12 protein-coding genes and 1 riboswitch are annotated in these 13,115 nt (G+C 60.3%); of the genes, 4 read left to right on the top strand and 8 right to left on the bottom strand.

Features of this window, described 5'->3' with window-relative positions:
- Positions 1 to 2: 2 nt before the first annotated feature.
- Positions 3 to 707: an ABC transporter permease gene (locus ACOX7T_RS13175; protein WP_433443530.1), complete on the bottom strand. Its 705-nt coding sequence runs from the start codon at positions 705 to 707 to the stop codon at positions 3 to 5.
- A complete protein-coding gene (locus ACOX7T_RS13170) occupies positions 704 to 1,729 on the bottom strand; it encodes an ABC transporter ATP-binding protein (protein ID WP_433443528.1) in 1,026 nt (341 codons plus the stop codon). Before ACOX7T_RS13170 ends, ACOX7T_RS13175 begins: the two co-directional genes overlap by 4 nt.
- Before the next feature lie 374 nt (positions 1,730 to 2,103).
- On the opposite strand from ACOX7T_RS13170, the gene ACOX7T_RS13165 reads away from it, so the two are divergent.
- Positions 2,104 to 4,965 carry an S-layer homology domain-containing protein gene (locus tag ACOX7T_RS13165; RefSeq protein ID WP_433443525.1) on the top strand — a complete coding sequence of 954 codons (2,862 nt, stop codon included), beginning with the start codon at positions 2,104 to 2,106 and terminating at the stop codon, positions 4,963 to 4,965.
- Positions 4,966 to 5,044: 79 nt separating this feature from the next.
- Here the strand turns inward: ACOX7T_RS13165 and pepT are convergent, their stop codons facing one another.
- The gene (gene pepT / locus ACOX7T_RS13160) at positions 5,045 to 6,265 is read right to left on the bottom strand and encodes a peptidase T (protein WP_433443559.1); all 1,221 of its coding nucleotides are present in this window, start codon (positions 6,263 to 6,265) and stop codon (positions 5,045 to 5,047) included.
- 178 nt (positions 6,266 to 6,443) lie between these two features.
- On the opposite strand from pepT, the gene ACOX7T_RS13155 reads away from it, so the two are divergent.
- Positions 6,444 to 7,385: an alpha/beta hydrolase gene (locus tag ACOX7T_RS13155; protein WP_433443522.1), complete on the top strand. Its 942-nt coding sequence runs from the start codon at positions 6,444 to 6,446 to the stop codon at positions 7,383 to 7,385.
- Between the two features lie 51 nt (positions 7,386 to 7,436).
- Here ACOX7T_RS13155 and ACOX7T_RS13150 read toward each other — a convergent pair whose 3' ends face one another.
- Both ACOX7T_RS13150 and ACOX7T_RS13145 read right to left on the bottom strand, forming a co-directional pair.
- Positions 7,437 to 7,718: a DUF6506 family protein gene (locus ACOX7T_RS13150; RefSeq protein WP_433443519.1), complete on the bottom strand. Its 282-nt coding sequence runs from the start codon at positions 7,716 to 7,718 to the stop codon at positions 7,437 to 7,439.
- A 20-nt stretch (positions 7,719 to 7,738) separates the two neighbouring features.
- Positions 7,739 to 8,248: an SLOG family protein gene (locus ACOX7T_RS13145; RefSeq protein ID WP_433443516.1), complete on the bottom strand. Its 510-nt coding sequence runs from the start codon at positions 8,246 to 8,248 to the stop codon at positions 7,739 to 7,741.
- Positions 8,249 to 8,410: 162 nt separating this feature from the next.
- Positions 8,411 to 8,554, top strand: a riboswitch (FMN riboswitch).
- Positions 8,555 to 8,646: 92 nt separating this feature from the next.
- Here ACOX7T_RS13145 and ACOX7T_RS13140 point away from each other — a divergent pair.
- Together ACOX7T_RS13140 and dinB are read left to right on the top strand one after the other, a co-directional pair.
- The gene (locus tag ACOX7T_RS13140; protein ID WP_433443513.1) at positions 8,647 to 9,354 is read left to right on the top strand and encodes an ECF transporter S component; all 708 of its coding nucleotides are present in this window, start codon (positions 8,647 to 8,649) and stop codon (positions 9,352 to 9,354) included.
- A 297-nt stretch (positions 9,355 to 9,651) separates the two neighbouring features.
- Positions 9,652 to 10,896 carry a DNA polymerase IV gene (gene dinB, locus ACOX7T_RS13135; RefSeq protein WP_433443510.1) on the top strand — a complete coding sequence of 415 codons (1,245 nt, stop codon included), beginning with the start codon at positions 9,652 to 9,654 and terminating at the stop codon, positions 10,894 to 10,896.
- Between the two features lie 47 nt (positions 10,897 to 10,943).
- On the opposite strand, the gene ACOX7T_RS13130 is transcribed toward dinB, so the two are convergent.
- The 3 genes from ACOX7T_RS13130 to ACOX7T_RS13120 all read right to left on the bottom strand — a co-directional run bounded on the left by ACOX7T_RS13130 (position 10,944) and on the right by ACOX7T_RS13120 (position 13,100).
- Positions 10,944 to 12,074: a DUF362 domain-containing protein gene (locus tag ACOX7T_RS13130; RefSeq protein WP_433443557.1), complete on the bottom strand. Its 1,131-nt coding sequence runs from the start codon at positions 12,072 to 12,074 to the stop codon at positions 10,944 to 10,946.
- Complete coding sequence (locus tag ACOX7T_RS13125; RefSeq protein ID WP_433443508.1) at positions 12,074 to 12,691, bottom strand: FUSC family protein; 618 nt, start codon at positions 12,689 to 12,691, stop codon at positions 12,074 to 12,076. Before ACOX7T_RS13125 ends, ACOX7T_RS13130 begins: the two co-directional genes overlap by 1 nt.
- 61 nt (positions 12,692 to 12,752) lie before the next feature.
- Positions 12,753 to 13,100, bottom strand: coding sequence for a YbaB/EbfC family nucleoid-associated protein (locus ACOX7T_RS13120; protein ID WP_433443506.1), 348 nt, complete (start codon positions 13,098 to 13,100; stop codon positions 12,753 to 12,755).
- Positions 13,101 to 13,115 lie beyond the last annotated feature (15 nt).

The following is a 13,115-nucleotide window of genomic DNA, read 5'->3' as shown; positions in this document are numbered from 1 at the left end:
CCTCAGTTCCAGCGGCGCTTCTGGAGCGCCTGCACGGTCAGAAATACAAAGAGCCCGGCCAGGGTCAGGTAGAGCACCACGCCCCGCACATCAAACACGCTGTAATAGGCGAAGTTGTACAGCACAGAGCTGAAGGAGAACAGTCCCAGCACGTCGGAGAGAACGTCGGGCAGGAACTGCATCAGGCTGTCCCACAGGTAGAGGGTCAGCAGGGCGGCAAAGGTGCCCACAGCGGCGATGATCTGGCTCTCCGTCAGCGCGGAGATGAACATGCCCACCGCCACGAACACACACCCCATCAAGAAAAAGGCAAGGATGGACGCGTAGTCCGACATGAGCTGGGACGTGCCGTTGGCAGCGATGATAAGGGGACAGATGCAGGAGAGAAGCATGGGGATGGCCAGGATGGTCACCATGGCCAGGTACTTGCCCATCACCACGCCGGACACGGATACCGGCGCGGTGAGCAGCAGCTGGTCGGTGCGGCTGCGCCGCTCCTCGGCCATGGAGCGCATGGTGAGCACAGGCACCGCCACCAGCAGCACCACCATCACGTTGACCAGAGTGGTGGAGAAACCGGGGTCCCCGTAGTACAGGTTGTTGGCCATGAAGTAGATACCGATAAAAAAGACCACCACGGCGATAAAGAGATATCCCGTCATGCTGGTGAAATAGGAGCGCAGCTCCCGCTTGTAGATGGCCTTCATTCCGCCTTATCCTCCTCTTCTCCACCGGACGCGGCTTTGTCTGCCCGTGCCTTTTTTCTGGCTCTGGACACCGGTAATTCCTCCCGGATACTGTCATCGGCAGTGAGCTTGAGGAACACATCCTCCAGAGTCATGCCGGCGCTGCGCAGGCCAAGCAGGGCCACGTTTTCCGCCGCGCAAGCCTGAAAAATCTTCTCCCGCAGGTCGCCCTGGCGGCTCTCCACCCGGAAGGTACTCTCCCCCTCCGCCGCGCCGGGCCGGTAGGACACCGCGCCCGTACCGGGCACCTGCCGCAGCAGGTTTCTGCCCGTGGGCTCGTCCGCCTTCAGTGTGACCTCCATGGCAGTGGTGCCGGCCAGCTGACGCTCCAGCTCCTCGGTTGTGCCCGCGGCTACCATCTTCCCGTGGTGGATGATGAGAATCCGGTCACACACCGCCTGCACCTCAGCCAGAATATGGGAACTGAGAATGACCGTATGCTCCTTGGCCAGCTCCCGGATGAGGGTGCGGATTTCAATGATCTGCTTTGGGTCCAGGCCCACGGTGGGCTCATCCAGAACGACAATTTCCGGGTTGCCCAGCAGAGCCTGGGCAATGCCCACCCGCTGCTTATAGCCCTTGGACAGGTTACGGATAAGCCGCCCCGACACATCGGTAATCATGGTATGCTCCATGACCCGCTTTATCTCACCGTTCCGCGCCCTGGCAGGCACCTTCTTCAGCTGGGCAGCAAAACCCAGGTACTCCTTCACCGTCATATCCACATACAAGGGCGGCTGCTCGGGCAGATAACCGATGTGACGGCGGGCCTTCTCCGGCTCGTCGGTCATGCTGTGTCCGTCCACCAGCACCTCGCCCTCTGTGGGGCCCAGATAGCCGGTCATGATGTTCATGGTAGTGGACTTTCCCGCGCCGTTTGGGCCCAGGAAGCCGTACACCTGCCCCCGTTCCACAGTGAAGCTGAGATGGTCCACCGCTGTGTGGCGGCCATAGCGCTTCACCAGGTCGCGTACTTCTATCATGCCATATCCTCCTTTGCTCCGCCGCCCCAAGGCGGCACTCATGCGGAACAGAGCATACCAGCCCAAGCTGAAACCAGGCTGAAATACCGATGAACTTTCTGTTAAGACTGCTTTTTTCTCTCTCATCACTGTTCGCCTGCGGCCACCCTCGCTTTAACCGGTATTATATTTTTCCATTTTGTGTATTTTTGTTTCTTTTGTTCAGTTTCCTGCCGGCTTTTTGTTTGGTAATATTTAAAACGCAGAAAATGTTTTTTAAATTGACTTTATAACTTTTTTCGGTTATAATTTGTAACAGCTTTTTCCAGATGACGGAATCCCAAAGACAGGCGTGTCTACATTTTATATTTTTATCTAAGAAGGAGTTGTTCCCATTGAAGAAGAAACTTGCATCTTCCCTTCTGGCCGGCACTCTGGTGCTGGCTCAGGCCGCTCCTGCCTTTGCCGCCGGTGACACCGCGGGTCACTGGGCGCAGGATGCGCTGGATACCTGGCAGAATTACGGCGTTATCAAAGGCAACGAGGACGGCAACCTCATGCCTGACAGCGGCATCACCCGTGGCGAGATGGCCGTCATGCTGGATCGGGTCATGGCCTATCAGCTCAAGGCCCAGAACACCTTCTCCGACCTGGATCAGAACTGGTACACCGACGCTATTCTGGGCGCCAATGCCGCCGGCATCATCATGGGCATGGGTGACGGCACTGTCCAGCCCGGCGCGTCCATTACCCGTCAGGAGACCGCTGTCATGTTCGCCCGGGTGCTGAATCTGGACACCCAGTCCGCGCCTGATGCCGGTTTCCAGGACCAGGACGCCATCCCCGACTGGGCTGTTGGCGCTGTCAACGCCATGGCTGCTGCCGGGTACATGCAGGGCGGCAACGGTCTGTTCCGCCCCGCCGACACCATCACCCGCGCTGAGGTCGTCACCATTCTGGACAATATCTTCTCCGCCAACTACAACACCTCCGGCGAGTACACCGGCGATGTGGATGGCTCCGCCGTCATCAGCGCTGATGCCGTGACCCTCAAGGATATGCACATTACCGGCGATCTCATTATAGCCGAGGGTGTGGGTGAGGGCCATGTGGAGCTGGACAATGTCACTGTGGACGGCCGTCTGCTGGTCCGCGGCGGCGGTGCCAACTCTATCGTCATCAAGGGCGGTTCCAAGATTACACAGGTTATTGTCTCCCGCCAGGAGGGCAAGGTCCGCGTGGCCGTGGAGGACAGCGCTCAGGTGTCCGTGGTTGTTGTGGATCAGGGCACCGACTCCGTAAAGCTGGAAGGTGAACTGGGCACTGTCAGCGTGGAGGGCGCCGGCGCCGCCGTGGAAATTGCCGGCCAGGTGGACACCGTTAGTGTCACCGAGACGGCTGTCGATTCCACGGTTATCGTGAATAAGGACGCCGCTGTCAACAACGTCACCACTGCTGCTGAAAATGCCACTCTGACCGTGGCCGGCACCGTGGAGGCAGTAACTGTAACCGAGGCCGCTGAAGGCACCTCTATCAAGACAGAAAGCGGTGCCAAGATTGACTCCGTCACTACCTCCGGCAGCAACACTACCGTGGAAGGCGAGGGCACTGTCAGCAAGGTGGAGGCTGCCGAGGGCTCTACCGGCACCACCGTTACCACCGATGGCACCAAGGTCGAGAACAACAGCTCCGAGTCCGTTACCACCGGCAGCGGCACTGTGGAAGCCGGCGACTCCGCCACCACCAAGCCTTCAACCGGCGGCAGCACCTCCGGCGGCGGCGTTGTCCACACCCACAGCTATGTGGACGGCGTCTGCTCCTGCGGCGCCTATGATTCCGCCTGGGCCCAGGTCAACAGCGTGGAGAGCTGGAACGAGGCCGTGGCGGCCGGCAAGAACATTGTTCTGACCGCCGACTTCACCGCTGAGACCCAGCTGGCCCTCTCCGCCGCCCTCACCGTCAACGGCAACGGCAAGACCATCCTCAGCGCCAACAACGCTGAGGACGCCACCGCCTCCGCCGGTATTCTGGTGACTGCCGCCGCGACTATTAAGAATCTGACGGTTTCCGGCCCCAACAACACCACCAGTTGGGATGAGGGCGAGTACGGCATCAAGGTCTACAACGCCACCGGCGTGAAGCTGGAGAACGTGACCGTCACCGCCGCCAACGCCGGCATCCAGGTCAACTCCTCCGAGGTCACCCTGTCCGGCACCATCACTGTTTCCGACAACGAGTGGGGCGGCATCGAGGTGTGCAAGGGCAGCGGCCTCGACAATGGCGGCACGCTGAATATCAACGGCGCCACTGTGGTGTGCAGCGACACCGATGTCCCTGCCATCTGGATTGACGGCACCACTGAAGCGGATGGTGTGGTCATCGGTGCTGACAGCCTGTATACTTATAATACCGGTACCCAGATTTACTATTTCACCGTAATTCCCCAGCTCGCGCAGGCCCGTGTTGGAAATGAGCTGTTTGCCACTCTGGTCAGTGCGGTCGATGCCGTGACCACTTCTGAGGACAAGACCGGCACTGTCACTCTGCTCAAGGACTGCGAAGGCGCTGGCATCGGCCTGTTTAATAAAGATGGCGATGTCGGTGTTAGTCTGACCATTGATTTCGGCGGCCATACCTATACCTGTGTTGGCCCTGCCGTCGGCTCCTCCGGTACAGAGTCCCAGGCCTTCCATCTGGAGCGTGGCAACACTGTGACTCTGAAGGACGGTACTGTTCTCGCCGACTCTGCCGATGTTAAGATGCTTGTTCAGAATTACTGCAACCTGACCCTGGATAGCGTGACCCTGGATGCTACTCAGGGGACCAATTCTGTGAGTTACAACCTGAGCAACAACTTTGGCAGCATTACTATCACCGGAAACACCAACATCATTGCCAAGGATGGACAGTGCGCCTTTGATTTGTACTACTGGCCCAGCAACGGCTACGGCGACGGCGTCTCTGTCACCGTCGATGAGAATATGACTGGTAAAATTGTCGGTAAGATTGAGTATGGAAGTGACACAACCGGAAGCAGCACTGTTGCCGAAAAGGCTCACCTGACCATCGCGGCTGGTGCTTTCGAGATTGAACTCTCTACTTATAACATCGGTGAAGGTGTCACCCCCTCCATCTCCATCACCGGCGGTTCCTTCCAGGTTCCCTCCGAGAGCGCAAAAACAGCCCTTGAGCAGTATGTTTCCGAGAATGCACAAGTGACCATTACGGTTTCTTCCGCCTCTGACGCAGCTGTTTAATTTATCCCTTCGTACATCAGAAGAAAAGGCCGGACCCCGTCGGGGTCCGGCCTTTTAATCGCATTTATTCTGTTATGGCTTACTCTTCCACCGTCACCAGGTTGATGAGCACCTCCACCATCTTCTCCAGGCTCTCCACGGGGATGTACTCGTGGACGCCGTGGAAGTTGACGCCGCCAGTGGACAGGTTGGGACAGGGCAGGCCCATATAGCTCAGCCGGGCGCCGTCGGTGCCGCCCCGGATGGGCACCACCTGGGGCACCACGCCCGCCTTCTCCATGGCCGCCCGGGCCCGGAGGATGAGGTACATGTGGGGCTCAATCTGCTCCTTCATGTTGTAGTAGGAGTCCTTCAGGTAGAGCTCCACGGTGCCCTTGCCGTACTTGCCGTCCAAATAGGCGGCCACCCGGCCCAGGTACTGCTTCCGCTCCTCAAACTTCTCCCGGTCGTGGTCCCGGATGATAAAGTGGAGCTCGGCCTCGGTCTCGTCGCCCTTCATGGCGTTGAGATGATAGAATCCCTCGTAGCCCTCGGTGTGGGCAGGGGTCTCGGCCGGGGGCATCATGTTCATGAACTCAATGGCCATCAACAGGGCGTTCTTCATCTTGTTCTTGGCGGAACCGGGGTGGATGTTCACGCCGTGGAAATAGACACCCGCATTGGCGGCATTGAAGTTCTCGTACTCAATTTCACCCAGCTCGCCGCCGTCCACGGTATAGGCCACGGCTGCGCCGAAGCCCTCCACGTCGAAGTGGTCGGCGCCCTGGCCCACCTCCTCGTCGGGGGTGATGCCCACGGCGATGCGGCCGTGCTTCACCTCAGGATGGGCCGCCAGGTACTCTACGGCGGTGAGAATCTCCGCTACGCCAGCCTTGTCGTCGGCCCCCAGAAGGGTGGTACCGTCGGTGACGATGAGGTGCTGTCCCTTGTACCGGGCCAGGCTCTCAAACTCCGCCTCCCGCATCACAATACCCTTTTCCTCATTGAGGACGATATCGCCGCCCTGGTACTCCACAATCCGGGGCTTCACATTGGCGCCGGAGGCGTCGGGCGAGGTGTCCATATGGGCGATGAGTCCCACGCAGGGCACACCCTCACACCCGGGAGTAGCAGGCAGCCAGGCGTATACATAGCCGTTGTCATCCATGTGGGCATTCTGAAGCCCCATCTGGGACAGCTCGGCAGCCAGGGCCGCGCCCAGAATCTTCTGCTTCTCCGTAGAGGGCACGGTGGTGCTGTTTTCGTCAGACTGGGTATCATAGGCTACATAGCGGAGAAACCGTTCTGCTGCATTCATGATTCAGGCTTCCTTTCTGTATCCGGGCCTCCCGACGGGACAACCTGCCCGGGTTGTATATTGACGAACGTTCCGGTTCAGGATAGACTTGTATCAGAACCACTTTTCTCCCCTGCCCGCCTGTTCTCCGGCGGGATACACAGGGCTGTTATTATTTTATCACATGAGGAGTGAATTTTCTATGGCGAATCTGCGGGAATTTACCTACCCCTCCAGCGATGGCACCCACCAGGTCCACGCGGCTGAGTGGACGCCGGAGAGCGGCGCCCCTCGGGCGGTGCTCCAGCTGGTCCACGGCATCTCGGAATATATCCTGCGGTACGACGGCTTCGCCCGTTTTATGGCCGACCACGGCTTTGTTGTGGTGGGCAACGACCATCTTGGCCACGGCGGCACCGCCACCGGTCCCGAGGAGTACGGCTTCCTGGCCGAGCAGGACGGTTGGACCCATATCACCGACGACGTGCGCATGCTGCGGGTGCTGACCGGCGAGCGGTACGGCGGCCTGCCCTACTTCCTGATGGGGCACTCCATGGGCTCCTTTGTGGCCCGGACCTACCTCATCCGCTGGCCCAATACCCTGGACGGCTGCATCCTCTCGGGCACCGGTCAGGAGCCCGCAGCCACCGTCGCCTTCGGCAAGGGTGTGCTGGCCATGTTTGGTGCCATCCGGGGCTATCACATCCCCTGCAAGTTCTTCAACGACCTGTCCCTGGGGATGTACAACAAGAAGTTTGCCCCCAACCGCACCGGCGCGGACTGGATCTCCCGGGACAACGATGTGGTGGACGCCTATGTGGCCGATCCGCTGTGCTCTTTCCTGCCCACGGCTGGTATGAGCCGGGACATGATGGAGGGCCTGCAGTTCATCGCCGACCCGGACAACCTGGCCAAAATGGACCCGGACACTCCGGTCTACCTCTTCTCCGGTGACCAGGACCCGGTGGGCGCCATGGGCGAGGGCGTGCGGAAGGTCTACGGCTTCTTCCAGGACGCCGGCGTCAAGGATGTGACCATGAAGCTCTATCCCGGCGGACGGCATGAGATGCTCAATGAGATCAACCGGGACGAGGTGTATCAGGACGTGCTCGCCTGGCTGGAAGGCCACATGGCGGAAGAATAAACGACACCGGCGTGCTGCCCATTCAGGCAGCACGCCGGTTTTTGTTATTGCTCAGCCGAACACGGCCTTGAAGAGTCCGTCCTGCTCGGGGAAGTGGACCACGTAGCCCACAGCCAGGGTTCCGCCTGTGGCGTCAATGACCCGGCGGGCTCCCTCCTCGCCGAAGGCGCCGCACAGTTCAATGCAGGCCACACCCTCCGCCTGGAGGGTACGGGCAATCTCACAGGCCTCCTCCACGCTGCTCACGCCGATGATCCGGGTGGCTCCGTTCTGAATCTCCGCCCGGTCTGTCCTGCTGTCGTAGCTCCCCATGACAAGAAATGCGTATTTCATGTTTTTCCTCCCGCAATCCGTTATTCCTGTACTTCCACATTCAAAATCTTCAGCTCCAGGCCCTTTTTCATGGCATAGGACAGGGTGTACATGGTGCCGCCCAGCACACCCCCGTACACGGCGATGATCATGGACGACCGGTCCACCATATACCGGTCCCGCCGCAGCATGCAGCCCTTGTCGTAGTGGTGCTGAACCATAGTCTCATAGTCGCACTGGGCAACCAGCCTGAAGTACCGGTTCCGGTCCCGCTCCTTCCAGCGGGCAGCCTGTTCCTCGCAGGGCAGGGCGGCCTCCACCGTGACGCCGGGCCGCCGATCCCGCAGGGCCAAGGCGGCCTCGCAGAAATAGAAATCTGCGCCCCGGGCCATGCCGCAGATAAAATGGCGCATTCCCCTGTCATAGGCCTCCTCCAGAGCGGCGGTCAGCCGCTCCTTCAGCGCCTGGCAGCGGGGGTCCCACTCGTCGTCACGCCAGGGCAGCTTGTCGGGCCGGTGCCCGGTAAAGCAGCAGGTGGTCTCTCGTTCCATAGCGTTCTCCTCACTGATTCCCTTCGTCTCATTGTGTCCATTCTAGTATATCCCGCGGCCCAAGTCAACGCCATATTCGAACACCAGTGCGAAAACTTTTTTCAAAAAAGACTTGCAATCTGTTTGACACACGCTATAATAGCATTAGGACAACTGAACAGAGAATGTCTTCAGGGCAGGGTGAAAATCCCGATCGGCGGTATAGTCCGCGACCCGCAGCAATGCGGCTGACCCGGTGCAACTCCGGGACCGACAGTGACGCGCATTAGGCTCCAACGCGCGAAGTCTGGATGGAAGAAGATGTGTTAATGCGATGGATGCACCTCCCTCCTCGATTGTATTTAACACCTGAAAGGCATTGCTTTTCAGGTGTTACTTTGCTTTCAGGAGTGGTTTTTATGTCCGTTATGTCCTCTTCCCTTCCCAAGTCCAGCGCCAAGCGGCTGGATGTGCGCACCATTGTCTGCACCGGTATGCTCTGCGCCATCGCCTACGTGGTCATGTTCATCTCCAAGACCATCTTTGCCCCTATCCCTGTGGCTGGCTTTCTCACCTTCGACCTGAAGGACGTGATCATCGCCATCGGTGGCTTCCTGTACGGCCCCCTCAACGCCCTGTGTATCTCTGTGATTACCTCTCTCATCGAGATGGTCACCGTCAGTGAGACCGGCCCCATCGGCCTGCTGATGAATGTGCTGTCCACCATCGCCTTTGTCTGCCCCGCCGCCTTCATCTACAAGCGCCGTCAGACCCTCTCTGCCGCTGTTGCGGGCCTGGTCACCGGCGGCATCCTGATGACCGGCATCATGCTGCTGTGGAACTACCTCATCACCCCCCTGTACATGAATGTTCCCCGTGATGTGGTGGTCGCCATGCTGCCCACCGCTTTCCTCCCCTTCAACCTGGTCAAGGCCCTGATGAACGGCGCTCTCACCATGCTGCTCTACAAGCCCGTGGTCACCGCCCTGCGGAAGGCCCGTCTGGCCCCCGAGCACGAGAGCACCGCTCAGGTCCAGAAGCGCCGCACCATCGGTGTCTCCATCGTGGCCGTTATCCTGCTGGCCACCGCCGTGCTGCTGGGTCTGGTTCTGGCCGGTGTCATCTAATGTATCCCTTCAGCCCCGTCCCTATGTGGACGGGGCTGCTTTTTTGCTCATTTATAGAACATTAGTTTGACTTTTCTCATGCAGAATAGTATACTGATAAATAGAAAGAGGCTATCGATAAACCCTGTGACCCAAGGTTTCGGAGGGAAAGATAGTGTGAAAGAAAACCGTCAGGGTTGTCTTTCGCGTGCAATCAGATCACTTTTTCAAACTTTAAAAGTTTGAAAAAGTGCAGCAGCCTGTCGAAAAGGCTTTTTCGACAGGCTGAGGAAATACGGCATCAAGGGGGTGCGCGCCATGGACCGGACCATACTCCACTGTGACCTCAACAGCTTCTACGCCTCGGTGGAGCTGCTCTCCCTGCCCGAGCTGCGGGAGAGCGGAAAGCCGGTGGCCGTGTGCGGAGACCCCCAATCCCGCCACGGCATCATTCTGGCCAAGAACGAGTCCGCCAAGGCCATGGGCGTAAAAACCGCCGAGACCATCTGGCAGGCCAGGCAGAAGTGCCCCGACCTGGTGCTCCTCCCCGCCCACCGGGACCAATACCGGAAGTACTCCCGCATTGTCAACGCCATCTATGACCGGTTCACCGACCTGGTGGAGCCCTTCTCCATCGACGAGAGCTGGCTGGACATCACCGGCTCCATGCACCTGTGGGGCGGGGACGGGAAAGCCATTGCCGACCGAATCCGGGAGACGGTGAAGGCGGAGACTGGGCTGACGGTGTCGGTGGGGGTATCCTTCAACAAGGTCTTTGCCAAGATGGGCAGCGACTACAAGAAGCCGGACGCCACCACTGTCATCACCCGGGAAAACTTCCGCCAGCTCCTCTGGCCCCTGCCGGTGACCGACCTGCTCTTTGTGGGCGGCGCGGCGGCCAAGGTACTGCGGGGCTACGGCGTCCAGACCATCGGGGACCTGGCCCGGTTTGACCCCCAGGCTCTGGTGACCATTCTGGGCAAGCAGGGCGCCGCCCTCCACAGCTACGCCGCCGGAACGGAGCACGAGCCGGTCATCCCGGCCCGGGACCTGCCGCCCCCCAAGTCGGTGGGCAGCGGACTCACCTTCCGGCGCAACCTGCTGGGGCTGGAGGATGTCCGCGCCGGGCTGTCCGCCCTGTCCGATGAGGTGGCCGCCCGGCTGCGGCGGCACGGCCTCAAATGCACCACGGTGCAGGTCACCATCCGGGACCCCAATTTCCGGGACATCTGCCGCCAGAAGCGGCTGGCCGCCCCCACCTATGTGTCCCGGGACATCTCCGCCGCCGCCCTGGAACTGCTGCTCTCCTCCTGGAACCTGAAGCTGCCCATCCGGGCTCTCACCGTCACCGGTCAGAACCTGGTGGACGAGGCCGACGCGGGAGAGCAGCTGGACCTCTTTGCTGCCGGCGCCGCCCCCCACCGGGACAAGCTGGAGCGGCTGGAGCGGACCATGGACAAAATCCGGGACAAGTACGGCGGAACCGCCATCACCTTCGCCTCCGCGGTTCAGGGCGAGTCGGGCGGCACACAGCGCCAGGATGACGTACCCCCGGTGGACTGAGCAGAAAAAATCCCGTCTGCACAACAAGTGCAGACGGGATTTTCTTTTTACTTCACGGTGATCAGCTCATAGGAGCGGGTGCCCAGGCCGATCTTCTCGGCGTGCTCCAGGCAGGCCTTCCACTCGGAGTCGGGCTCCAGGTTCTTGAAGTGGTCGTGGTGGTCACAGAAGCCGTGGGCGTGCATCTTCTCCTCCAGGTCGGAGCCGGGCAGGGGCTCCTGACGCAGGCAGGCGTCGGCGCAGGCCTGGTCCAGGGCCACCGGGTCAAAGGAGGCGAACATGCCCAGGTCGGGCAGCACGGGCACGTCGTTGCCGCCGTAGCAGTCGCACAGGGGGGACACGTCGATGACCAGGCTGATGTGGAAGTGGGGACGGCCATCCACCACCGCCTTGGCGTACTCAGCCATCTTGTAGTCCAGAATCGCGTTGGTGTTGCTCTCCAGATTTTCAATGGCGTCGAAGTTACAGGCGCCCAGGCAGCGGCCGCAGCCCACGCAGCGGTCGTGGTCAATGCGGGCCTTGCCGTCGGTACCGTCAAAGTCGATGGCGTCCTGGCCGCAGCTCTTGGCGCAGGCGTGGCACTTGCGGCACTTGTCCTCGTGCACCACCGGCTTGCCGGCGTTGTGCTGCTCCATCTTGCCCGCGCGGCTGCCGCAGCCCATACCGATGTTCTTGAGGGCGCCGCCGAAGCCGGTGGCCTCGTGGCCCTTGAAGTGGCTCAGGCTGATGAAGATGTCGGCGTCCATCACGGCCCGGCCGATCTTGGCCTCCTTCACGTACTCGCCGCCCACCACGGGGACAGCCACATCATCGGTGCCCTTCACGCCGTCGCCGATGATGACGTGGCAGCCGGTGGAGAAGGGGGTGAAGCCGTTCTCATAGGCGGCATTCAGATGGTCGTAGGCGTTCTTCCGCTGGCCCACATAGAGGGTGTTGCAGTCGGTGAGGAAGGGCATGCCGCCCAGCTCCTTCACCACGTCGGCCACCACCTTGGCCCAGTTGGGCCGCAGATAGGCCAGGTTGCCCGGCTCGCCGAAGTGCATCTTGATGGCCACCAGCTTCTTCTCAAAGTCAATGTCCCCGATGCCCGCGGTGCGGATCAGCTTCTCCAGCTTGGTCAGCTGGCTCTGGCCGGGCTTGGTGCGCAGGTTGGTAAAGTATACCTTGGCTTTCTCCATCATGATTTCTCCTTTGTCTCACCGCCGGACGGGACAGCCCCGGTTCCTTCTCCGGGCTTAGGTCCCTCCGGCACTTTCCTCTTTCCTTTTCCCAGGGGCTCTTCTCTCCGGTCAGGCAAAAGGCGATTGATTGCCACCGCCACCACAATGCCTACGATGGTCTCCATCACCCGGAACAGGGTGTAAAAATACCGCTCCTGTCCGCCGTGGTTCAAGATCACCACGCACACCAGAATGCTGCCGATGGAGCAGGCCGCCGGACGGTGGATCAGATTACAGATCCACATAGTGAGGATAATTCCAAGGCCAATCATCAGGCCCAGAAAGATGGGCTGGTTCAGCAGGTCGTCCACAAAGAGGATGGCCAGACCGACCAGGCCGCCGATGCAGGTGCCGATGACCCGGGACACGCCCTGCCGCACCGACTGCTCCACTGAGCTCTGCATACAGATGATGGCCGCGATACAGGCGTAGAAGGGCCCCACATCCTGCAGTGGGTCATACTCCCCCACCGGCGTTCTCAGCCAGAAGGGCAGGAAGATGAAATAGCACAGCACCACCGCCACAGCGGTTTTCACCATGCGCATGCCTACGCCCGGAAATTTATTTCTGTCCACAGTTGCCTCCAGACTGCACGGAGGAGACGGGGCTGTCCCCGTCTCCTCCGTATGGATCGGATCAGAACGGCAGGTTCAGTCCGCCGGTAATCTGACGCATATTGTCCGCCATGTCGGTCTCCGCGCTGCGGATGGCCTCGTTCACAGCGGCCACAATCATGTCCTGGAGCATCTCCACGTCCTCCGGGTCTACCGCCTCGGGGTCGATGGTCAGAGACACCAGCTCCCGCTTGCCGGTGACCGTGGCGGAGACCACGCCGCCGCCGGCCTGGGCGCTGTACTCCTTGGCCTCCAGCTCGGCCTGCATCTTCTGCATGTTCTCCTGCATCTTCTGGGCCTGCTTGATCATGTTCATGTTGATGCCGCCGCCCAGTCCGCCCATTCCGGGCCGTCCAAAGCCTTTTGCCATGGTTCATTCTCCTTT

The organism is Pseudoflavonifractor sp. (assembly GCF_050943825.1).
Classification (GTDB): domain Bacteria; phylum Bacillota; class Clostridia; order Oscillospirales; family Oscillospiraceae; genus Pseudoflavonifractor.
Note: the sequence above shows the minus strand (reverse complement) of the source record. Positions and strands in the feature narration are given on the sequence as shown.

What these genes read in the sequence shown, in the direction of transcription:
- ACOX7T_RS13175 (WP_433443530.1), bottom strand. Translation starts at nt 707, where the DNA reads ATGAAGGCCATCTACAAGCGGGAGCTGCGCTCCTATTTCACCAGCATG.
- ACOX7T_RS13170 (WP_433443528.1), bottom strand. Translation starts at nt 1,729, where the DNA reads ATGATAGAAGTACGCGACCTGGTGAAGCGCTATGGCCGCCACACAGCG.
- ACOX7T_RS13155 (WP_433443522.1), top strand. Translation starts at nt 6,444, where the DNA reads ATGGCGAATCTGCGGGAATTTACCTACCCCTCCAGCGATGGCACCCAC.
- ACOX7T_RS13150 (WP_433443519.1), bottom strand. Translation starts at nt 7,718, where the DNA reads ATGAAATACGCATTTCTTGTCATGGGGAGCTACGACAGCAGGACAGAC.
- ACOX7T_RS13145 (WP_433443516.1), bottom strand. Translation starts at nt 8,248, where the DNA reads ATGGAACGAGAGACCACCTGCTGCTTTACCGGGCACCGGCCCGACAAG.
- ACOX7T_RS13140 (WP_433443513.1), top strand. Translation starts at nt 8,647, where the DNA reads ATGTCCGTTATGTCCTCTTCCCTTCCCAAGTCCAGCGCCAAGCGGCTG.
- dinB (WP_433443510.1), top strand. Translation starts at nt 9,652, where the DNA reads ATGGACCGGACCATACTCCACTGTGACCTCAACAGCTTCTACGCCTCG.
- ACOX7T_RS13130 (WP_433443557.1), bottom strand. Translation starts at nt 12,074, where the DNA reads ATGGAGAAAGCCAAGGTATACTTTACCAACCTGCGCACCAAGCCCGGC.
- ACOX7T_RS13120 (WP_433443506.1), bottom strand. Translation starts at nt 13,100, where the DNA reads ATGGCAAAAGGCTTTGGACGGCCCGGAATGGGCGGACTGGGCGGCGGC.